Raw genomic sequence first — 20447 nt, forward strand, 5'->3', positions numbered from 1 at the left:
CAAAAACTAATACTAAATCTGTCGCTTGACGCCCCGTGGCTCTGAGAGAATGGGGGAGTACCTAAACCACATCGGCCAATCTGGTTGGTGTGATTGAAACTAGCACGAAAGGAGTTCGGCTATGAAACAGGTAGAACTAGAAACGGCTCCTACGACGACCACTCAACTTGAAAGTACAAGTATTGCTACTCCGGTCCGTAAGAAAAACCGTCGCCGCCGCCTTGCCGCTTGGTAAGTAGGCACTCGGGGCCCTCCCAGCGTGGAGGGCTTCCATTAAGTTACTTCATACAAGTAGCTTCGTTGAAAACCCGGTAGTCGCCCTTATTTTGGGCCACCGTCCACTTTCCTTCTTTTCGTAGTAAAATTCTGGAAGTCCCATCTCGAGGGGACATAGGGATCCATCCCTCATTCAAGTCTGTTTCCAGGGCATAAAGCTCTTTGGTGCTGCCATCATTGTGGGTTTCGATCAGTTCCAGGAGGCCCGGTTGGCCAATACTGGGGTTTTCCTGGATGGTGATGCTTTTAAGATCGGGCTGAGCAATGTCCTTACAGAACAACACTGTCTTGGTCGTGGCCTGCGTTACCGCAGAAACCCCTAGGATCGAGATGAAGGTAAGTTTTGTAAGTCGCTTCATGGCAGTTGCATTAGCAAAGGCTTTGTGGAATGTTGAGTGAAAATCTCGACATATGGAATTACGACAAGGACCCGCCGTTGCCATTTGTTTTCTGATTTTACCGCGGCAAAAACTTAGTATGCATTTCGTGATCTCAGAGTGCTTTCTCAATACGTTTTCAATTAGAATGTATTGGGAGTAATTCCTGTTCAACAGGTAGGCATTTCCATTATCACGGTAGCTCGCTTTATAAAGGACTTACTTATATGAAAAGAAAAGGCAAATCTGCTCGCTTTAAACTACAAAGACGTCTTATGACTGAGCTTCCAGGCTTGGGCAAAGCTGGTGCTTTGGAAAGAAGACCATATCCTCCAGGTCAACACGGTCAACGCCGTCGTAAATACTCTGAGTTCGGTCTTCAACTTGAAGAAAAACAAAAAGTTCGTATCCACTACGGACTACGTGAAGAACAATTCCGCCGTATCATCGGTAAGGCTCAAAAATCTTCTAACTCTAACTGGGTTGAGTCTTTGGTGAACTTGTTGGAAAAACGTTTGGATAACGTTGTATTCCGTCTTGGTTTCGCACCTTCTATCGCTGCAGCAAAACAAATGGTTTCTCACGGTAAAGTTTTGTTGAACGGTAAAAAAGTAAACATCTCTTCTCAAATCATCAAAGTAGGCGATATCGTTTCTTTGAAAGCTGATGCTTACCAAAACCAAGTTTACATGTCTGCGAAACAAGCTCCACGTCTTCCACTTCCTTCTTTCATGACTAAAGAAGAAAAAGGTGGCATCGAGACTGGTCGTTTGATCGACGAACCGAACATGGAAGCAGTTCCATTCTCTTTCGATCCAGGTCTAGTGATCTCTTACTACTCTCTTCGTGGGTAGTTCTTAAAGACATTAAGAATCTTAAAAAGGGAGCTGAAAAGCTCCCTTTTTTATTTGTTCTTCAGGGCTTTTTCCGCCTCGTCATCCAAGTGCATCAGATAAAGGATTGTACCTGTGATGGCCGTGATACCTGTTCCGATAACTCCCACCTTGGTCACCGTCTCTTTTTGAATGCGATTGCTTGATTCCTTCAGGCGGTGAAGCATGACGGGCATATCAAACTTTCCGATATTGTAGATTTCAAACTGAATGGGATTTCCGCTTCCATCATGCAGACCTTTTTTAAGGATTGTGGTCAGTGCCGCATAGGGGGAAATAAATTGCGCGCCGTTGGTTCCTACAAAAACATCCGCCTTGGCCAAGGCAGCACACGCAACCTTGGAGCAGGTGACTCCCCAGGAGTTATCGAATTTTCTTAGGAACTCATTGTTCAGGTCTTTGCGTTTAATCCGAACGACAATGCCGGTTTCCAGTTCTGCCATGTGATCATGCACGGTTGCCTTGGTCAGAACACTTCCATCCAAGCGGGTGGCCTCCCTGACGACATAGGCGTGACCATATGGTGCAAATCCCAAAAGAATGTCGTCTGTTTTTCCCAGCACATCAGCGACTCTGGGGTCCCCCTTCTTGAATTCGACATGGCGGTAGTTCACCTTCATATTCAATTCTTCGATGAAAGTTTCACGGCTATCGAATTCAAGAACATCGTTAAAGACATTTTCACAAAGGGCGGCGGCGTGAGCGGCAGGGGATGATAGGCTCAAAAAGCCTGTCAGGGCCAAAGGTAAAAATATGAATTTTCCTGCCTTGATCGGCATAGGAGCCCCTTTTTGCGCGTTGGGTGTCTACGCATTGAACAGCCACAGCTGTTAAATCAAAACAGCCGCGGTCCCACATTCTTTAAAATTTCAATTTATTGAAAAAGCAATCCAGGGACCAAAGGGTTCCTTAGAAACGGCGACGTCCCTTGGCCTCCGGGGTGCCATCGGCAGGGTCTTCCGGCCACTGATGCTTGGGGTACTTTATTCTGAGTTCTTTACGCACTTCCGGATAACCATTCTTCCAGAAGCTTTCCAGGTTGGAGGTCACTTGCACCGGGCGGAAATTAGGTCCCAGCAGATGAAATGTCAGGGGGGATTTTCCGAATAATACTTTCGGGGTTTCCATTAAACCGAACACTTCCTGAATGCGAACTTCCAGATAGGGAGCCTTATCCGCTGGATAAATCACCTTGATCTGACTGCCGCTGGGAACTGTGATTCTTGCCGGAAGTTCTTTGTTGAAGGTGCGGATGAAGTCATGGTCAAAAACGGATTCAAAGAAGAACACCAGGTCCTTTTCAAACACGGCCTGCAGTTTCTTTTCGCCCATACTGGCTTGGGTAAAGGCTTCCAGTTTAAGTTCTTGCAGCTGTTCTTCGCTAAAGCTGAATTCACTTTCGAAAGCAGCCTGAGCTTGATGGCGCATCCAGAACTCCAGGCGCTCCCACCACTCCGCCAGCTTTTCATTGTTCTTTGTGACTAAAGACCATTTCTCGACAAGAACCTGGGGCAGTTTTGCTTCCACATCTTCCGGAGAAGCTGGCAATAGCGATGGCTCTTCCAAAGGAAGTCCGAACAGGGATTTATATTCCCGAACAAAAAACTGACCTTTTTCTTCAATGAAAGTCAGATCGCGGTTCTTTTGAATCTCATTTTTGAAATGGCCAAGGATAAATTCTTTCGTGAATCCGCAAGCCAGACTCACAATGGTTTCTGCATCACTGCTGCCTTCAATCCCATTGAGAGCCACGAAAAATTCAGAAGTTTTAACTTGGGACTCCGCTTGCAGTTTTACGCCACGTCCACCCACCATCAAGGCGCGATCTGTTTGACCGCGACGGCGACACAGGCGATCCGGAAACGCGCGAAGCAGTAGCGTGCGCATTTCCAGCTCGGTTGATTCCGTCTTGGTGATTTGGTTTGCTCCCATTTTTCTGGCAAGACTCAGAATTTGTGATGCTGATTGGGAGACTGTTTGCATCGCCATGAACCCGGCTTCGCGCGGTGCTTTTCCGGATTTTTTAAACTGCTGCAAAAGATCCAGACGTACTTGCAGATCGCATTCAGTTTTATCCCCTTGAAACGAACCTTGGGCTTCGCGCCGAATGAAATCACGTTCCTGAAGGATCGCGGCAAGATCGGCACCCAGCTCCAGGGAATTTCTTTCAGCTGCCACCAACATTAATTTTGCCAGACGAACTGGCAGTGGAAAGTGCAGAATCTTGCGGCCCAGGTCGGTAATCTTACAATGACTGTCGATGGCTCCGGCAAGCTTCAGATACTGAGTGGCTTTTTCGATCGCAGCGGAACTTGGTTTTTCAAACCAGGAAAAATTTTGAAAGTCAGTTACACCCTGGGCTGCCAGGAACAAAAGGCTTTCAGTCAGATCCACACGCTGGATTTCAGCAGTCTCACTTTTTGCAAAGGAGTGCTCATCCATTTTGTTCCACATCTTATAGGCTCTGCCGGGGAATTGGCGTGCGGCACGACCCGCGCGCTGAATGGCGCTGGAGAGGCTGATGCGGCCCAGTTCCAGACGGGAAAATCCAGTGCGATAATCCTGCTTCATGTTTTTTGCGAGACCTGAATCAATGACCGTATTCACGCCGTCCAAAGTGACCGAGGATTCTGCGATATTGGTTGAAAGCACAATGCGCTGGCGGGGGCCTTTTTGCAGTGCACGTCTTTGATCCTCAATATTCAACGAACCATGAAGTGGAACCAGGTCTATGTTTCGACTTGAAGCCCAGTCCTCAAGGACGTTTCGTGCGCGATCAATTTCGCCGACACCGGGCAGGAAAATCAGAATGTCTTTATCCGTTTTCGCAGCGGCTTCACACACCGTTTGCGCCAGGCTTTCAAAGAAAGAAGGAAAGGTCTGAATCACCTGAGAGTTTTTTTGATAAACAACTTCCAGATCAAAAAGCTTTCCAGGTACCGATACGATCGGTGCCTGTCCCATATAGGCAGAGATTTTTTCAGCCTCCAGTGTTGCTGACATCACCAGAATTTTAATTTCCCGGCCCAGTTCCTGTAATTCACGCAAAAGTCCCAGGGACAGATCGACGTGCAATGAGCGCTCGTGAAATTCGTCCAATATAACCAGATCCACGTCTGACAACTCCGGATCATCCAGCATTTGGCGCGCCAGAAGTGCTTCGGTCATAAAGATCAAACGGGTTTTGGCGGAGGTCTTGTTGGCGAAACGAACCTGGTAGCCGACTTCGTCTCCGATGGTCCAGCCGTTTTCATCGGCGATGCGATGAGCGGCGGCAATGGCAGCCATACGGCGTGGTTCCAGTACGATGATTTTTCCCTTTACGATATCCAACAGGGCCGGAGGCAAACGAGTGGTTTTACCAGCACCCGGTGCAGCGGTCAGAACCAGATTCAAACCGTTTTGAATCTGGTCTTTTATCGAAGGAATAAAATCATCAACAGGAAGGTGAATCATGCGGGATACAAAAGCAGCATGAATTCAGCTTTTTCAAATGGAACTTTCTTGGCGATTTGATCGATGGTTCCTTCCAGATTCAATTCATCCTCTTGGGACAGATTCAGAGAAAGAAGCATGCGGCGTTGTGGGAAGTGATCCTTCATATCGCCCAGCATTTTTTTAAGACGATAAGGCGTGTCCATCAAAATGATGGCGCGTTTTTCCTTGGTCAATTCGCGCAGTGCTTTGCCACGGGCTTCAGTTTCTGCGGGAATGAAACCACGGAAAACAAATTCGTCCAGACGTTGACCGCTCAGGGATAGCAATCCCATAAGGGCGGAAGCACCCAGAACTGATTTTACCGGAATATTTTTTTGGCGACACAAGCGAACCAGGTCTGCTCCGGGGTCACAAAACCCAGGGGTGCCGCAGTCAGTGACCAGAGCCACCATTTTTTTCTCACACAAAGGCACGAGCGCTGCTTTGTCATCCGGTGTGGAGTGTTCATCCAGCACTTCATAGGACTTTCCGGTGATTCCATGTACGCGTAAAAGTTTGGATGCTTCTTTGGTGCTTTCGCAAATCACAACTTCGCAGTCCTTCAGTATTTGCAGGGCGCGCAAAGATATTTCGCTGGTGTCACCAATCGGAGTTGCCACTAGGTACAACATTAGGAATTCCTTTGATTCAGGACAAAGTTCATAATTCGAGGCAGGTCAGGAGGTGGTTCTGCCTTGCCCGAATGGGTGCTGTCAAAAAAAATACTCTCAACCTGAGGACATTTCTTGCCCATCAGGTTCAAAATAACAGGCTCGTTGTCGAAAAAATAAACTTTGGCGTAGTTTTGGCGGGCGTCTGCCAAAAACCAATCGGTTTTGTATTCAGCATCGTCCATGGCTTTGTCGGGTTTGACGTACAGGATGGCTTGCTCATTGAGTGGCAAATTCCACTGTTTTAGCTGTGCCGTGGTGCCCGGCTCCATACGGTGGACATCCCGTCCTGTCAGGTAGGCGATATCCGCACCCATTTTTAAAACGGTTTGGACATATTCAATGGCGCCGTCGATGGGCTTGTCATATTTCAAATAATCATTGGAGAAGAAGTGGCTTTTCCAATACTGCATCACTGCGTCCTGAAAAGCCGGATGGTGTCCATCCAGCCCCGCTCGTTGCAGGGCATTTGTAAATCCCCAGTCCGTGTGAGCCATTTTGATTTGTCCAAAAAGAGCCACCTGATCCGGGAAAAGTTTTTGATTTTGGGGATCGGCAGCAAAGTCTTTCAGAATCATTTCAATGCGAGGGCTGACGTCGAACAATGTTGAATCCAAATCAAAAACCACAAGGCATTTCTTGCCTTGTGAAACCAGTGTTTGAATATTGACAAGGATTTGATCGATCATGGGGTCATCGTAGCTGTTGGGGTCCAGTTAAGGCAAAGACTTTGTTAACAGGGAAGAGGTCCTTTACTAGAATATTCGTGGAGGGTTCATGAACCTTTTTTCAACCTGCACGTTATTGATTCTTTCCCTGGCCTTTACGGGCTGCAACTTTAAAAAAGCTGCTTTGGGAACCGCTGAAAATCCGATCAAATTTCACCTCGTTCCGTCTGTGGATGCAAAGGTGCTCGCTGATAATTCCAAGCTTCTGAAAGAGTATCTGGAAAAATCAACGCCTTACAAATTTCAGATCACGGTGCCCCAGTCTTTTGTGGCAGTTGTTGAGTCCTTCGGCACAAGTCGTGCGGATGTGGCGACAATTAACACCTATGGATACTATATGGCGCACAAGTCCTATGGAGTCGAAGCGCGACTGACAGTAATTCGTTATGGCCTGGGGACGTATCAGTCACAACTACTGGCAGGAAGTAAAAGCGGGATTAAAACACTTAAGGACTTCAATGGAAAAAAAATGGCCTTTGTTGATCCGGCATCGACTTCGGGATACCTGCTTCCGCTGAAAACATTAAGGGATAAAAAGATTGAACCCAAGGAAGTTGTATTCGCGATGAACCATGATGCGGTCGTGTCGATGATCTATCAGGGACAGGTTGACGGAGGGGCTACATATTACAGTCCTCCGCAGGATGGCAAGATCGAAGACGCCCGACGACTGGTGAAGCTGCAATACCCTGATGTCGAGGAAAAAGTAAAAATCATCGAGTTGTCAGAGCCCATTCCCAATGATCCGATCGTGTTCCGCAAAGATATGCCTGAAGAGATGAAAGAAAAAATAGTCGACGTTCTTTTGCAATGGGTGGCGACACCGGAAGGAAGAAAATCTTTGGACCTGATGTTGGGTGCGACCAATTTAAAAAAAGCGACAGATGCCGACTACGACAGCGTTCGCGAAATGCTGAAGCAGATGCTACCGGCGGATAAGAAGTAATGGGTACTTTATTAAAGGTCACAGACCTGCATAAAACCTATCCCAACGGTGTTCATGCGCTTCGTGGGGTTTCCTTCGAGGTTCAGCAGGGCGAGTTTCTGGTGGTGATTGGTTTAAGCGGCTCGGGCAAATCAACCTTGATGCGTTGTTTGAATCGGCTGCAGGATCCCTCGCGTGGAGAAATCAATTTCGCCGGCAGTGATATCATGGCCCTGAAAAGTACAGAACAGATCCGTTCGTTGCGCCGGAAGATCGGTATGATCTTTCAACAATTCAATTTGATTCCAAGACAAAGCGTTTTAAAGAATGTGCTGATGGGAGTTCTGGGGGGCAAAAAAACTTTACCCAGTATTTTAGGATTGTTTTCGGAGGAGGAAACGGCCGAAGCACTCGGAAATCTGAAACTGGTGGGGATTGCGGAAAAGGCGCATCTGCGCGCAGACCAGCTTTCAGGCGGACAAAAGCAGCGCGTGGCCATTGCGCGGGCTTTGATGCAAAAACCAGAACTCTTGCTGGCAGATGAGCCGGTGGCTTCGCTGGATCCGGCGACGTGCCATGTGGTGATGGATTATTTGAAGAAAATAAATCAGGAGCTGGGGATTACTGTCATCGCGAACTTGCACTTTTTGTCTTTGGTTCGACAGTATGCAAGCCGGGTGATCGCCTTGAAAGATGGCGAAATTGTTTTTACCGGCCGACCCGAGGAAATCACCCGGGAATGGTTCCAAAAAATATACGGGGAGGGAGCACAGGATGTTACGCCGGACAGTCTTTGATTCTCTTTCTTTTGCCTTTTTGTTCTGCTCACTGACTGTGGCTTTGTTTGTGACCAATGAGGAACAACTGCTGAACCTGGGCATGGACTTGGTTTTTGTTGCACTCTTTCTCGGAGTTGGGGCCGGGGTTGCAACTCTTCTGCGTAAAATCCAAGTGCAGACTTTGGGGGGCGTGTTATTTGATGCGCATCGGACTTCCGATACAAATTCCTGGTACCGCAGCTTCTGGGGCTGGCAACTGATGGTCTTGTTGGTTGTCTCGTTGGCAGTTGCATTTGTGAAAACGGATTTTTCATTCATTGAACTTTTGGATCAAAACGGATTCGCGGGTGCTGTTCGACTTTTCAAAGGTCTTTTCAATCCCAATTGGGAGGTGTTGCCTCGGGCGGTTTTGAATATTATCGAAACTGTCTTTATGGCGTTTCTTGCGACGATGATTGCGATTCCTTTTGCGTTTGTTTTAAGTTTTGCCTGCGCGAAAAATATCATGCGCGGACCGGTTGCTTATCCCGTTTATTTGGTTCTGCGAACTATTCTGAATGTGACTCGATCCATTGAAGCTTTGATTTGGGCGATTATTTTTTCAGTGTGGGTGGGAATCGGTCCTTTTGCGGGAATGCTCGCGCTGATGATTCATTCTGTGGCCTCCTTAGCAAAACAGTATTCTGAAATGGTCGAGGCCGTGGAGGATGGTCCGATCGAAGCCATCGAGTCAACGGGAGCCGGCAAGGTGCAGACTGTCTGGTATGCGATTGTCCCTCAGGTGGTTCTGCCGTATATTTCATTTACGGTGTATCGCTGGGACATCAATGTGCGCATGGCAACTGTCATCGGTATGGTCGGCGGTGGTGGCATAGGCACCATGCTGATACAGTATCAGGGACAGGCCATGTGGAGAGAAGTTGGTTGTATCATCGTCGTGATTGCCGTCGTCGTCTGGGCCCTGGATCTTGCATCCGCACACATCCGCGAGGCATTGAAATAGGAAAGAGGATAGTATGAAGGAATTTGGAAACTATAAACTATTGATCCGCGAATCACACATCGATTCCTATGGGCACGTTAACAATGCCGTTTACTTGTCCCTTTATGAGGAAGCCCGCTGGGAGGCGATCACTCCGCGAGGTTTTGGATTTAAAGATGTTCACCGCATGCAGCAAGGCCCGGTCATTCTTGAAGTGAGTATAAAATTCATGAAAGAAATCAAATTACGCGAAACTATCAACATCGTATCAAGCATGATGGACTACGAGGGTAAAATTGGTCACATGAAGCAGCAGATGATCAAAGAGGATGGGACGATTGCGAGCGAGGCCGTGTTTACTTTCGGTTTGTTTGATATGCAGGCGCGAAAAATGATTCTACCCACACCCGAATGGAAAAAAGCCTGCGGTTTGGATTAATTGCTAATCATCAAAATGTTCGATCAGGGCTGACTTCATGTTGGCCCATTTTTTTTCGCCCACCGAAGCCGCGTCGATCATAATGTGATGGAATCGCGAGGCACGACTGAAAGGTCTCTTCTGAACCTGATAGGTTTTCCAGTTCGTCAGATGATTCGCACGGATATACTCCATTGTACCGTAGGGATTGATCAACTCATCTTTGAGATCATAAAACAACAGGGTGGATGTGTTGATTCTGCGCCCATTCGTGTTTTGGGACAGAGACAGACTGACATCAAGAGTCGCCTTATATGCAGATACCGGAGTGCCCAGTGCATTGGCATAGTAATCCCGATTCATAATATTGGGAATGACGGCCAGTGGGTTCAGGCTGTTCAGCAGTCGCCATAGAAATCCGGATCGTCGAATGGACAGGGCCGGGGCAAACAAAGCCATTTTATCAAAATGAACGTGGGGAAATTTGTTTGCAATCGCCACACCCATGACTCCGCCCAATGAAAAGCCGACAAAGTAAACCGGCATATCGTATTTTGTGGCTCTTTGGTTTGCCATGCAATAGGCGCGCAAGGTGTCTCTTTCCCACATTTTTGCAGAGACGCGTTTAAAGATGTTTATATTATCGTTGTGTCCTGAAAGCACGACATGCAGGACATCGATGCGGTCAGCAAGCAGAGCATTTTCTATCGAACGCATTTTGCCCGGATTGATATTAAGGCCATGAATCACTATGGCAGCCGCCCTGGCTGGTTGTTGCTGGCTTAAACGCCATTCAGCCCTTGAGTCGCTCCCGCGCAGCAGAGAAGGGCAGTTATCCGCCCAGACCGGTAAAGATAAAGTGAACAACAACAGAAATGCAATAACGAGTCGAGTACTCATGGAGCCACACCTCACGCAATACTGCTTTTAAGGAGAGGCTAAGGAAGGCGTCGTAAGGTGTAAATATAATTGGGTATGTATCTTGAGGTCGGGTTGGACCTTGGCCGAGGTCGTTTGTCTCAGATGTGGAAAATGAATAATTGTTTACAATACCTTGGATTTGGAAAAAGTGTTGCCTAGAAGTTCGACGAAAAACCATGGAACATTTTGAGGTAAAATGACTAATATCCGACAGTTAAGTCATCAGTTTTTTGAACCGATAGGGAAACTCAAGGAGCACTGAACGATGGGAAAACAGTATTATCTTTCTAATAATGGGACTCATATCGGACCTTACACTTTTGAAGTTGTCCTGCAAAAAGTTGAATCCCACGAACATCAATGGACTGATTACGTCTATGACGAAACGATCGGTGACTGGGTTATGTTGATGGAACATCCTGAATTTTCAGTGAAAGTTTCCACCAAACCAACTACACGTCCAGAAGAGGCACCAGAGACAGCTGCAGAGATTCCGGCATCCGAGGGTCTTAAAGATAAAGAGTGGTTCATCCTTAAAGAAGGTAACAACTACGGTCCTTTCTCTCCTGTTGAAGTTGTGCAGATGCTTCAGGAAAAGACTTTGTTTGAATACGACTATATTTGGCATGCACGCATGGCAAACTGGTCACGTGTGGCAGAAGTCGAGGAGTTTGCTCCTGACAAAATCCGCGCAATGAAGCACTCCAATGACACTGGACTTGCGGAGATTTTCTTCCGCCGTCGTCATGCTCGTGCGGCATACGGTGCCAGCTTGATTGTTCATAATAATAAAACTGTGTTCCGTGGTCAGGCATTGGAGATCAGTGCTGGTGGTGCGGGTGTTATGATTGACAACCCGAACTTGCAACCAGGGCAGTCTTTGTTTTTGCATTTCCAACCGGGTGACGGTGTGCCGCCATTCAATGCAGTTTGCCAGATCGTCAGCAAGCAATTCATTAAAGAGCTTGCGCCAAAAGGTTCTGATTCTGTCAGATACGGGGTTAAGTTCACGACAGTGAGCCAATCCGTGCGCGAAAGCATCAAGACTTTCACGACAGCAAAAGCGGCCTAGGTTTTTTTAATTACTTTTTAGAATTGGTGGCAGAGGGTCCAAGGACTACTCTGCCACTTCCATTTTGGAATTACTGGTTTCCGGATTGGCAATCAATGGGGACTTATCACCCGCCGAAGCGAATTGATAGTATATGCCCTTGGCATCCATGAGTTCCTGATGAGTTCCCACTTCCGCGACATTGCCTTGATTCAGAACGACAATACGATCACATTGCTCGATGGTCGACAGGCGGTGGGCGATAATAATGCTGGTGCGGCCCTTGGTGATTTCATGGGTCGCTTCCTGAATGATGTGCTCACTTTCAGAGTCAATATTGGCTGTCGCCTCGTCCAGAATCAAAATATCCGGATTGAATGCCAGGATACGCGCGAAGGCGATCAACTGTCTTTCGCCGACCGACAGATTCGCACCACGCTCATCCACCGGACTGTTCAAATCCCGCCCGGTGCGATCCAAAAGCCGCATATAGCCGGTTTTCTCGCAGGCCGCTGCAATTTGTTCGTCTGAAACACGAGGGTCTCCCAAACCAATATTGTTGCGAATGGTTCCACGGAAAATAAAGTTGTCTTGTTGTACAACTCCCACGTGGTGACGGATCTCCTCGCGTGCGATGCTTTCAATAGGCAGACCATCAATGAACACCGTGCTTTCAGGGGCGTCGTAAAAACGCTGCAGCAAGGAGATAAACGTGGATTTACCACTTCCGGTACGTCCCACCAGTGCGATGGATTCACCCGGTTTGAAATGCAGATTCACGTCCTTCAGAACCAAAGGCAGACTTTCTTCGTAACGGAAGTTCAAATTACGAATCTCAATGTCTCCGCGGACTGTTTTAGGGGAAGTGAGCTGTTCCTGCTCGTGTTCCTTGTTTTCGTCCATCAAAGTGAAAATACGTTCGGCACTGGTGAGTGAGTTTTGGAACTGTTGATACTTTTCCAGAATCTCGCGCAAGGGTGGAATAAAATCCTGAATGTTCATCAGGAAGGCGATCAATGATCCGATGGCGATGGAATTTTCCGCGCTCATCAATCCACCAAAATAAAGTGCAGAGGTGATGGTCACGGCATTGAACAGATTCATAATTGGCTGCATTAATGCATAAGCATAAATCGAGCGCATGTTGGTGTCGCGGTAGCTGGTGGACAAGTTGCTGAACCGATCCCTGTTGCGGCGAACACGGTTATATAGTTGCACCACTTTGATGCCATTCAGATTTTCAGCCAGAAAAGCATTAATGACAGAAAGTTTGCGCTTTTGCTCGTGCAGAATGTCGCGAATTTTGTTGCTCAGGTAAAATGAGGCCCAGATAAACAGAGGTGCCATGACCAACGATATCAGAGTCAGCTTCCATGAAATAAGAGCCAGAGCAATGACAACCGAGCAGATCACCACGAACTGAGTAAAGACGGTAATGACACCTTCGGTGAACAGTTCCCCCAAGGATGCCACATCATTGGTCAAACGGGTGACGATGCGACCCGTGGGTGTCTTATTGAAGAATTGCAAAGGCAGTCTTTGCACGTGGTTCATTAAATCTTCACGCAAATGGAAAAGCATTCTGTTGCCGAAAAGCTGGAACAGCAGGTTGTTCGAAAATGAAAAACAGGTGCGCAGAATTTCCAGCCCCAGGTAAACGAAGGCCACCCAGGTGAACAGCTCGTAGTTCTTGCCCTTGACTCCATGATCAATCGCATAGCCGATCAAAGCCGGAACCAGGCGCGCAACCAGGGCGCCGCCAAAGACAGCAAAGATCGCCAAAAACAAAAGTGTTTTTTCGCGTCGGGCATAAGGCCACAAGCGTTTGAATAGAACTGGATAAGTGACCTTGGTTTTGACCAGGTCTTCATTCATGAAATTGTCGTTATTCATGATTCACTCCCTGGCCTTGAATGCTGACGGTCTTTTGGAACGTCGGACTGACTTTCAGAACTTCTTCGTAGGTCCCCAGCGCTTCGACTTCGCCATCGCGAATTATCAGCAGTCTGTCGACTGTTTTAAGCGAGGACAGGCGATGCGCCACAATGATTCGACTCATGGAGCCCTGGTTTTTGCCAAGCTCTTTCTCAATGGCTTTCTCGGTGCGCGTGTCCACGGCACTCAAAGAGTCATCCAGTATCAGCACAGGAGTTTTCATGATCAATCCGCGCGCAATTGTCAGGCGCTGTTTTTGTCCACCGGAAAGATTCACTCCGCGCTCACCCAATTGAGATTCAAATTGATGTGGCAGGGATTGTATTTCCCGGGTCAGGTCCACTGTTTCAGTCATGTTCAGGATGGCCTCATCAGAAGCCCGTTCTGCAAGTCCAAAGCTGACATTTTCAGAAATGCTTTCGCTGAACAGGAAGGCCTCCTGCGGGACCAGAAGGAAGGTGCGATGCAAGGATTCCTGCGTGACATCTTCGATGCGGTGACCGTTGATCAGAATTTCACCCTCGGCCAGTGGATACATGCGGGTTAAAAGATTCAGAAGCGTGGTCTTCCCGGCGCCAACAGGCCCCATAATGCCCAGGCTTTCGCCGGCCTTTAGCGTGAACGAAACATTTTTCAGCGCGTAAACCGTGCTGCTGGTGTGTTTGTAGGAGACGTTTTTAAATTCCAGGGTCTGGAACTTGGTAATTTCAATTTTGCCCAGATCTGGAATATCAGTTTCTGTTTTCAGAACATCCTTGATCCGATCAAAGGAAGCATAGCCTTTTTGCATCATCGAAAAACCCATGCCCAATGCCGTCATAGGCCACACCATTTTTTGAATGTAGCGATGAAATGCAAAGAAGGTTCCGATGGTGACGGTACCGGCGTAAAGGTCGTCCTTGGCGATGAAAAGCAGAATCACACTTCCAGAAGTGACTCCGAACTCCATCACCGGAACAAAGAGCGAGTCCACCTTAGCAACTTTGTTGCAGGCTTTTTCAAAAGCAGCACTGACGCCATTGAACAACTGAGTGCGGTTGTCTTCCTGGGAAAAGCTTTTGATCACGCGAATGCCACCCACTGTTTCCTGAGCGACTCCAGTCAGCTCGGAAAAGCGGTCTTGTTGAATTTTGTAATTCGTGTGAATCAGGCGCATGACTTTCCAGATCATCAAAGGAACCAACGGAAGAAATATCAGCACCTTCCATGTCCAGGACCAGTTCATGGTGATCATGATCGGCAGCACGATGGCTATGATGATCACTCCATCAGCCAGAATCAAAAGCCCGGGACCGATTGCCTGACGGAACGATTGCACATCGTTGGTCAGCAGGCTCATCAATTCACCGACCTGATTTTTATGGAAAAAGTTGGGACCCAGGGAAGTCAAATGGCGGAAAATTTTTTGGCGGATGTGCTCGGCTGCATAGGTATGAAACTTACCGAAAAAAGCACGCCAGCCCAAGCGCGTGGCTGCAAGACTTGCCATCACCAGTGCAAAGATCGCACAGGTTTTTGTGATCTCACTCATCGGGGCCTGGGACTCGATGCTGTCGATGATATGCTTCATGATCAGCGGGTAAATGCCATCCAGCGCATTGGTCAAAAACAGAAAGAGCATGCCAAGGCTGAAAGCTCTTGGATTGTTTTTTATATAGAACAAAAGGGGGCGCTTATAGAGGAAGGCATTTTCTGAGGCTTGCATCGGCATTGAATCTAATGTTTATCCCCGGCATCTACAAGGGATTTGCCTCAGGTATTATAATACAGTACTCTGCTTCTTGGAGGCTGACATGTCGCAAATAGATCAGTTTTTGGCGTCGTTAAAAAGGGCATTGAAATCAAAAAACATTCTCTACCGCGATCTGGCAAAGCCTCTGGGGCTCAGTGAATCCAGCGTTAAACGTATATTATCCAGTAAAAGCTTAAGCTTGGAGCGATTGGAAGAAATTTGCAGAGTGGCGGACCTCAGTTTTTCTGAGGTGGTGAAGTCGGCGAATCTTGAAGATGGTAATCAGGTTTATCTTCTGACGCAGGAGCAGGAGAGCGCTCTGGCGGAGAATGCGCGCTTGTTGCATTATTATATGCTGCTTCATGATGAGCGCACTCCGCAAAAAATTGAAAAGGAATATCAGATTTCCAAGATTGAAGCCCAAAAATACCTGTTTCAGTTGGACCGTCTTAATCTGATCGAATTGCATCCACGGGATAAAGTTAAATTCAAACGTCAGGGATTTTTGCGATTTCGCAGAGATGGGCCCATCGGCCGCGCTTTGTTTGAACAGATGAAGGCCACGTATTTGATGTACGATTTCAAGCCTGAGGATTTTGTGCGCTTCACGTTGCTTAAGATCAGCCCGTCGACTTTGGCGAAGTACAAAGGAAAGCTCGAGAAGCTGGCAATGGAAATGCAGGAAGACTCGCGCTTCGATGCGCAACACAACACGGCGACGGTCGATGCAGGTGTGTTGATGGCTTATCGTCCTTGGACGTATTCCTATATGGGTGCTATCAAAAAGAAAGATTAAGAACTGATTTACTTGAATGGTGATAAATGCGGCGATTTGCCTGGCGCGAGCGGGCCTGCCTTGGTCTCGTCAGCCTTGCGCCCGCAATTCCGCGACCCGCCATCCTTGGCTCAGCCGTGTCCCGCCTGCGGCGGGTGCGCGCCATCCAGGCGCCCACGGAGGTCGCTGCATTTCAGGCACAAGTCTGCCGAGCCCAACTCAGACCCACTCACGCCATGCAAATTTCTCAGTTAATTCATTCAGGGTATTCAGATACAGATTAGAACAGGCAGTATCCATTGTTCTTGGCGATGTAGAGATTAAGACTTAGCTCCAAGTGCTTTGGAAGTTTAGTGGTGCACCAGTTACGGCGTGCCAGGCGTTTGAGGTGATCTCTTAGTTTTGCACATCGTTGATTTAGGGGGAACAGCGGGTCGTGTTTGGCTTTCTCTGATTTCAGGTGCTTTTGTTCGCGTAGCTTTTCTTTATTACCTTTGGATTTGAACTGTTGGTATTTGATCGTGGGGAATACCTTTTCAACGATCGCTGTGTATTCACCCTTTTGGTCAGAGCGTATTTCAGAGGGAGTATTGGTTAGTTGGCCCTGTAGTTGCGTCAGAAGTTGTTCGATCTTTTTCTTGGATTCATTCTCCCGGTAGCCGTATTTCTTTCGTGCAGTGTGAGCGGTTTTCCCGAAAGCGGGAACCCTCCCGACGTGAGCGCCAAGGATTTCATAGTTCTCGTTAACAGCGAGTGCTATGGTAAGTGGTTTGAGTTTGGTGTGTTCGATGGACAGCATCTCATCAAAATAGATAACCTCGGCTTTTAGCGTCTTATTCCGATTTACTTGGAGCGCGCGTAGTCCCAGCCAAATAAACTTCTTGTAAACGGTGATGTAGCTGCAATTTAAGTTACGAGCCGTCTCTCGCAAGGAAACCCCGGCGTTATGGTATTTAACAATAGCATCATTAAGATCCAGTCGTTTTTGTCGGTAGGTCGGTGAGTGTGTTCGGGTGGAATATCCCACGTTGCAGTCGCGACATTTAAACCGTGGAATATAAGTTTTAGTGATCTTTTTATAGAAGTAACCGTTCTTTACAAAGAGCAAAGAGCCACAATGGGGGCATTTACGGTGGTGAATGGAGTATTGTCGCATACGAAGCTCTTGCGTATGCAATCATTGGGTTCACTCGAGAAACAAATAAATGGCGGGAGATTGTCGATAGTGTCCGGAATTCAATGTTATTCCTCAATATCCCCATTCAAACGAATCAGTTATAAAGATTAAACTTTATACATTTGTTTTATCTCAATTGGGCGGCAATAAGGATGTTCCATCGTTGCCGTTCCTCCACTCGTTTGCAAAGCTCTTGAGCATGAGATTTTTCCAAATTCCATTTCTGACAGTGTCGCTGATGCTCGTTGCGAGTTTTGCTATGGCCTCCTTTGCCCCGAACTCGATGTTCAATCGTAAAACCACCTCGGGCAAAAACTTGTACAAAGAACTTATTGCTCAGGGTGTTCCCGAAGAGCCATTAAATTTGCTATTCAGAATGTTCGACTACAATGTGGGCAGAATCCCGAATACAAAATCTGCGGTGATTGTGGACTACACGCAGTCTTCAGTCCAAAAGCGTCTTTTGTTTTTAAAGTTTGATACGGGCACCATCGAAAGAACTTATGTCTCTCATGGTATAAACTCAGGAGTGTTGGAGACCCGCAGCTTTTCAAATCTTATCGACACGTGGAAAAGTTCTTTGGGATTCTATTTCGCCAAAGGCTCGTACAACAGCTGGAAGAATGGTCCCTCGCTGAAGCTGGAAGGTATTGATCGGTCCAATAGCAATGCAAAGGACAGGTTGATTGTTTTGCACGGAGCTAAATATGTCAGTGAGGACTTCATTCTTCGCAATGGTCGACTTGGTTGGAGTCAGGGATGCTTTGCCGTTCAGCCTGAAGTTTTGCAGCCAATTATAAATGCTTTGCAGAGTGGCAGTTTGATTTTGTCATATCATAAGGATCTGTGGCGCCAGGCCCGGGAGTATCCGAATGATCAGGAAGTGCTGGGCAACGAAGTTGTTCCGCCCAATGTAAATACGCGCATCACACCAGAGGAGCAAGTGGAGCCTGAGGTGCCATCTCCCACTCCGCCAACGCCGGTGCCGCCTGGTGCTGGTGAAATTCAGTGGGTGGACTTACTTGGAATCGAGAGTCCGTGAGCAGCCATCGACGAAGTAGTACAGCTTGCTTTGGATATCTTCGAGAGACATACCCATTAATATTTTGTCGAACAGCATTGAGCCATGAAAGTAAGTGTTAAAGACTTCGATCATTTGGGTGATATCCACGTCCTTGTTGATTTTACCTTGGCTCTTTAAGTCCTCAAGACGTGCGATGACTTGGGGTACGAAATGTTTATTGGGAGCAATTTCACGAATACGTTTAAGAAACTTTGCATCCACAAGACATTGGCCCAGCACGATTTTAAAAAACTCCTCGTCCTTTTGGCAATGTTGTTTGAACATATAGTCCACCAGTGCGCGCAGCTCTTCGTGAACTGTTGGCAGTGGTGCGTAGGGTAGGTCGATGATTTTGTGCTCTTTGAGATGACTTTCAATAAGTGCAAGCAGAAGCCCCATTTTGCCGTCAAAATAGCGGCCAATGAGTGATTCGTTGATTTTGGCTTTGTCAGCGATCATGCGTGTTGTAGCACCCTTAAAACCATGCTTTGAGAAAATGTCTTCAGCGGCTTGAAGAAGGCGTTCTTCAGATGCGGAACGGTCTCGCTTTTTTGTCTTAGTTCGGGAACCAGTCTCTTTTTGATCTGGATTTTTCGATTTAAGTAAAGTTTCGTTTCCCATTTTGAACTCCTAAACACTTTTCTTTAACAGCGTTAAAGCATTGAAAGTACTTGATAATAGTAAATATATCACGAAAGTGAATTTCAAACAAGTAAGTAATTGCTTGAGTACTTTCAGAAAATGCCGTAAATATGTATGTAAGCAAGTGATTACATGATGAGTAGTTGCATGTAAGTGGATGAGGAGTTACCCCATGGCAAAATCGGGTCATAAGAGTGAGAGTTGCTTTGTGCTAAGAGCTGCAGTTGCGTTCGCGTTTATCGCTGTCGCTGCTACGGAAGCGCAGGCAATCAGTTTGAATCAATATCTTCAACAGGTACAAACTGACAGTAATAGTTATAAGGCCACGACGACACAAGCCGAGGGTAACAATTTGGAATCCCGCGAAGCGGATCTGATCTTTACTCCAAAATTGTTTGCAGAATTTAGTACGGGATCTGACGGAAAACCAAGTCAGCCAAAAATGTATGATCGTGTTCACACGGACACATATATATTAGGTGTAAGCCAACAGTTCGATTTTGGTTTGCAAGGTAAATTGTACTACACCTCAACTCGCACCGAGTTCGACAACGCGGGCAGCGCCTTCACAATGAGTAAATACTGGGATGCGGTTCCTAAGTTGGAATTGTCTTTGCCAGTTTGGGGTAATGGCTTCGGTCGTACCGCTCGTGCCAATGAAGATCTGGTTCGTCAGGGTAACTACGCAGAACAATATCAAGCTTCCTATCAATCCACTGCTTATTTGGCGCAAGCTGAAGCAGCTTATTGGAAATTGTCTGCTTGGGGTGACGTTGTAAGAATTCAAGAGACGGCCTCAAAATCCGCACAAGATATTCTTAGTTATGTTCAACGTAAAAGAAGTATGAATCTTGGGGAAAACGCAGACGTCGTTCAAGCTCGTGCCTTGGTTGAGGCCCGCGGCCTGGAACTTCAAGTTGCAAGAAATGAACAGCGTGAATCCCTTAGAAATTTCAATCGTTTCCTGAATAAGCCAGCGACAACACCGGTGGATAATCTTGAAACAGTTCCTTATTCAACACTCGAGAAAATTACGGTGCCACAGGCTCGTCCCGGCGAACGTTATGATGTGAAAGCCACTCAGGCTCAATTGCAAACAGCTAAAGCCAACGCCGTGATCGCCAAAGAGCGTAACAGACCGACTTTGGATATCTATTCCACTTATGCTTTGAATGGTCGTGATGATTCTTATTCTGAAGCGATGAAGAATGCTGGTTATACAGATACTGATACAGGCTATGTGGGACTTCGTTTCAATATGCCATTGAACATCGGCGCTGCGAGTGATGCAAAAGCCGGTGCGGATCTAAACGTCAGAGCAGCTGAATACAATCGCGAATATGCGCTTTACGCTCAGGAGCAAGACTGGATCAATCTGACTCAAAATCTTTCTGATGCACGCGATAACCTGGTGTTGCTGGGAAAAATCGAGAACGCACAAAAAACCAAATTGGAAGTTGAAAGAACACGTCTTCGTCAGGGACGTACAACGACTTACCAGGTTTTGTTGTTTGAACAAGACTACTCCGCAGCGGCTCTTACCCGTGTAAAATCAGCTGCAAATATCCTGGGGCTACAAACGCAAATCAAACTTTACCAAGCCTCTCCTGAGGAAGGGAAATAGT

19 protein-coding genes are annotated in these 20447 nt (G+C 47.1%); 9 read left to right on the forward strand and 10 right to left on the reverse strand.

Annotation, left to right across the window (positions count from 1 at the left end; all coding sequences use genetic code 11):
* Positions 1-278: 278 nt before the first annotated feature.
* Positions 279-635, reverse strand: coding sequence for a hypothetical protein (locus tag AAAA73_RS13330; RefSeq protein WP_340598949.1), 357 nt, complete (start codon positions 633-635; stop codon positions 279-281).
* A 245-nt stretch (positions 636-880) separates the two neighbouring features.
* Between AAAA73_RS13330 and rpsD the strand changes: the two genes are divergently transcribed.
* Positions 881-1507, forward strand: coding sequence for a 30S ribosomal protein S4 (gene rpsD / locus AAAA73_RS13335; protein WP_340598951.1), 627 nt, complete (start codon positions 881-883; stop codon positions 1505-1507).
* Between the two features lie 50 nt (positions 1508-1557).
* Here the strand turns inward: rpsD and AAAA73_RS13340 are convergent, their stop codons facing one another.
* The 4 genes from AAAA73_RS13340 to AAAA73_RS13355 form a co-directional block, all read right to left on the reverse strand.
* Positions 1558-2325: a hypothetical protein gene (locus tag AAAA73_RS13340; RefSeq protein WP_340598952.1), complete on the reverse strand. Its 768-nt coding sequence runs from the start codon at positions 2323-2325 to the stop codon at positions 1558-1560.
* Positions 2326-2455: 130 nt separating this feature from the next.
* Entirely contained in the window at positions 2456-5002 is a 2547-nt protein-coding gene (gene hrpB / locus AAAA73_RS13345; protein WP_340598953.1) for an ATP-dependent helicase HrpB, read from the reverse strand.
* Positions 4999-5655, reverse strand: a complete 657-nt coding sequence (locus tag AAAA73_RS13350; RefSeq protein WP_340598955.1) for an SAM-dependent methyltransferase — start codon at positions 5653-5655, stop codon at positions 4999-5001. Before AAAA73_RS13350 ends, hrpB begins: the two co-directional genes overlap by 4 nt.
* Positions 5655-6383 (reverse strand): HAD family hydrolase, encoded by a 729-nt coding sequence (locus tag AAAA73_RS13355; protein WP_340598957.1) that lies wholly within the window; start codon positions 6381-6383, stop codon positions 5655-5657. Before AAAA73_RS13355 ends, AAAA73_RS13350 begins: the two co-directional genes overlap by 1 nt.
* Before the next feature lie 88 nt (positions 6384-6471).
* Between AAAA73_RS13355 and AAAA73_RS13360 the strand changes: the two genes are divergently transcribed.
* The 4 genes from AAAA73_RS13360 to AAAA73_RS13375 are packed head-to-tail and all read left to right on the forward strand — an operon-like array spanning position 6472 to position 9547.
* Complete coding sequence (locus tag AAAA73_RS13360) at positions 6472-7368, forward strand: phosphate/phosphite/phosphonate ABC transporter substrate-binding protein (protein WP_340598959.1); 897 nt, start codon at positions 6472-6474, stop codon at positions 7366-7368.
* A complete protein-coding gene (gene phnC / locus AAAA73_RS13365; RefSeq protein WP_340598961.1) occupies positions 7368-8144 on the forward strand; it encodes a phosphonate ABC transporter ATP-binding protein in 777 nt (258 codons plus the stop codon). The genes AAAA73_RS13360 and phnC overlap by 1 nt, the downstream gene beginning before the upstream one ends.
* Positions 8122-9129, forward strand: coding sequence for a phosphonate ABC transporter, permease protein PhnE (phnE, locus tag AAAA73_RS13370; RefSeq protein WP_340598962.1), 1008 nt, complete (start codon positions 8122-8124; stop codon positions 9127-9129). Before phnC ends, phnE begins: the two co-directional genes overlap by 23 nt.
* 13 nt (positions 9130-9142) lie before the next feature.
* Positions 9143-9547 (forward strand): acyl-CoA thioesterase, encoded by a 405-nt coding sequence (locus tag AAAA73_RS13375; RefSeq protein ID WP_340598963.1) that lies wholly within the window; start codon positions 9143-9145, stop codon positions 9545-9547.
* 3 nt (positions 9548-9550) lie between these two features.
* Here the strand turns inward: AAAA73_RS13375 and AAAA73_RS13380 are convergent, their stop codons facing one another.
* Positions 9551-10426 (reverse strand): alpha/beta hydrolase, encoded by an 876-nt coding sequence (locus AAAA73_RS13380; RefSeq protein WP_340598964.1) that lies wholly within the window; start codon positions 10424-10426, stop codon positions 9551-9553.
* A gap of 286 nt (positions 10427-10712) precedes the next feature.
* Between AAAA73_RS13380 and AAAA73_RS13385 the strand changes: the two genes are divergently transcribed.
* On the forward strand, positions 10713-11519 hold the full coding sequence (locus AAAA73_RS13385) for a GYF domain-containing protein (protein WP_340598966.1): 807 nt from the start codon (positions 10713-10715) through the stop codon (positions 11517-11519).
* Between the two features lie 45 nt (positions 11520-11564).
* On the opposite strand, the gene AAAA73_RS13390 is transcribed toward AAAA73_RS13385, so the two are convergent.
* Positions 11565-13391: an ABC transporter ATP-binding protein gene (locus AAAA73_RS13390; protein WP_340598967.1), complete on the reverse strand. Its 1827-nt coding sequence runs from the start codon at positions 13389-13391 to the stop codon at positions 11565-11567.
* On the reverse strand, positions 13384-15144 hold the full coding sequence (locus AAAA73_RS13395; protein ID WP_340598969.1) for an ABC transporter ATP-binding protein: 1761 nt from the start codon (positions 15142-15144) through the stop codon (positions 13384-13386). Before AAAA73_RS13395 ends, AAAA73_RS13390 begins: the two co-directional genes overlap by 8 nt.
* A gap of 82 nt (positions 15145-15226) precedes the next feature.
* Here AAAA73_RS13395 and AAAA73_RS13400 point away from each other — a divergent pair, with 82 nt between their 5' ends.
* Positions 15227-15961, forward strand: a complete 735-nt coding sequence (locus tag AAAA73_RS13400; RefSeq protein WP_340598971.1) for a helix-turn-helix domain-containing protein — start codon at positions 15227-15229, stop codon at positions 15959-15961.
* 259 nt (positions 15962-16220) lie between these two features.
* Here the strand turns inward: AAAA73_RS13400 and AAAA73_RS13405 are convergent, their stop codons facing one another.
* Complete coding sequence (locus AAAA73_RS13405; RefSeq protein WP_340598973.1) at positions 16221-17096, reverse strand: hypothetical protein; 876 nt, start codon at positions 17094-17096, stop codon at positions 16221-16223.
* A gap of 220 nt (positions 17097-17316) precedes the next feature.
* On the opposite strand from AAAA73_RS13405, the gene AAAA73_RS13410 reads away from it, so the two are divergent.
* Complete coding sequence (locus AAAA73_RS13410) at positions 17317-18159, forward strand: murein L,D-transpeptidase catalytic domain family protein (protein ID WP_340598975.1); 843 nt, start codon at positions 17317-17319, stop codon at positions 18157-18159.
* Here the strand turns inward: AAAA73_RS13410 and AAAA73_RS13415 are convergent.
* The gene (locus tag AAAA73_RS13415; RefSeq protein WP_340598976.1) at positions 18136-18801 is read right to left on the reverse strand and encodes a TetR/AcrR family transcriptional regulator; all 666 of its coding nucleotides are present in this window, start codon (positions 18799-18801) and stop codon (positions 18136-18138) included. The genes AAAA73_RS13410 and AAAA73_RS13415 overlap by 24 nt on opposite strands.
* A 193-nt stretch (positions 18802-18994) precedes the next feature.
* Here AAAA73_RS13415 and AAAA73_RS13420 point away from each other — a divergent pair, with 193 nt between their 5' ends.
* A complete protein-coding gene (locus tag AAAA73_RS13420; protein ID WP_340598977.1) occupies positions 18995-20446 on the forward strand; it encodes a TolC family protein in 1452 nt (483 codons plus the stop codon).
* Position 20447 lies beyond the last annotated feature (1 nt).

Source organism: Bdellovibrio sp. GT3 (genome assembly GCF_037996765.1).
In the GTDB taxonomy this organism is placed as follows: domain Bacteria; phylum Bdellovibrionota; class Bdellovibrionia; order Bdellovibrionales; family Bdellovibrionaceae; genus Bdellovibrio.

Excerpts from the sequence above, each read along its gene's own strand:
- AAAA73_RS13330 (WP_340598949.1), bottom strand. The coding sequence starts at position 635 with ATGAAGCGACTTACAAAACTTACCTTCATCTCGATCCTAGGGGTTTCT.
- rpsD (WP_340598951.1), top strand. The coding sequence starts at position 881 with ATGAAAAGAAAAGGCAAATCTGCTCGCTTTAAACTACAAAGACGTCTT.
- AAAA73_RS13340 (WP_340598952.1), bottom strand. The coding sequence starts at position 2,325 with ATGCCGATCAAGGCAGGAAAATTCATATTTTTACCTTTGGCCCTGACA.
- hrpB (WP_340598953.1), bottom strand. The coding sequence starts at position 5,002 with ATGATTCACCTTCCTGTTGATGATTTTATTCCTTCGATAAAAGACCAG.
- AAAA73_RS13350 (WP_340598955.1), bottom strand. The coding sequence starts at position 5,655 with ATGTTGTACCTAGTGGCAACTCCGATTGGTGACACCAGCGAAATATCT.
- AAAA73_RS13355 (WP_340598957.1), bottom strand. The coding sequence starts at position 6,383 with ATGATCGATCAAATCCTTGTCAATATTCAAACACTGGTTTCACAAGGC.
- AAAA73_RS13360 (WP_340598959.1), top strand. The coding sequence starts at position 6,472 with ATGAACCTTTTTTCAACCTGCACGTTATTGATTCTTTCCCTGGCCTTT.
- phnC (WP_340598961.1), top strand. The coding sequence starts at position 7,368 with ATGGGTACTTTATTAAAGGTCACAGACCTGCATAAAACCTATCCCAAC.
- phnE (WP_340598962.1), top strand. The coding sequence starts at position 8,122 with ATGTTACGCCGGACAGTCTTTGATTCTCTTTCTTTTGCCTTTTTGTTC.
- AAAA73_RS13375 (WP_340598963.1), top strand. The coding sequence starts at position 9,143 with ATGAAGGAATTTGGAAACTATAAACTATTGATCCGCGAATCACACATC.
- AAAA73_RS13380 (WP_340598964.1), bottom strand. The coding sequence starts at position 10,426 with ATGAGTACTCGACTCGTTATTGCATTTCTGTTGTTGTTCACTTTATCT.
- AAAA73_RS13385 (WP_340598966.1), top strand. The coding sequence starts at position 10,713 with ATGGGAAAACAGTATTATCTTTCTAATAATGGGACTCATATCGGACCT.
- AAAA73_RS13390 (WP_340598967.1), bottom strand. The coding sequence starts at position 13,391 with ATGAATAACGACAATTTCATGAATGAAGACCTGGTCAAAACCAAGGTC.
- AAAA73_RS13395 (WP_340598969.1), bottom strand. The coding sequence starts at position 15,144 with ATGCCGATGCAAGCCTCAGAAAATGCCTTCCTCTATAAGCGCCCCCTT.
- AAAA73_RS13400 (WP_340598971.1), top strand. The coding sequence starts at position 15,227 with ATGTCGCAAATAGATCAGTTTTTGGCGTCGTTAAAAAGGGCATTGAAA.
- AAAA73_RS13405 (WP_340598973.1), bottom strand. The coding sequence starts at position 17,096 with ATGCGACAATACTCCATTCACCACCGTAAATGCCCCCATTGTGGCTCT.
- AAAA73_RS13410 (WP_340598975.1), top strand. The coding sequence starts at position 17,317 with ATGAGATTTTTCCAAATTCCATTTCTGACAGTGTCGCTGATGCTCGTT.
- AAAA73_RS13415 (WP_340598976.1), bottom strand. The coding sequence starts at position 18,801 with ATGGGAAACGAAACTTTACTTAAATCGAAAAATCCAGATCAAAAAGAG.
- AAAA73_RS13420 (WP_340598977.1), top strand. The coding sequence starts at position 18,995 with ATGGCAAAATCGGGTCATAAGAGTGAGAGTTGCTTTGTGCTAAGAGCT.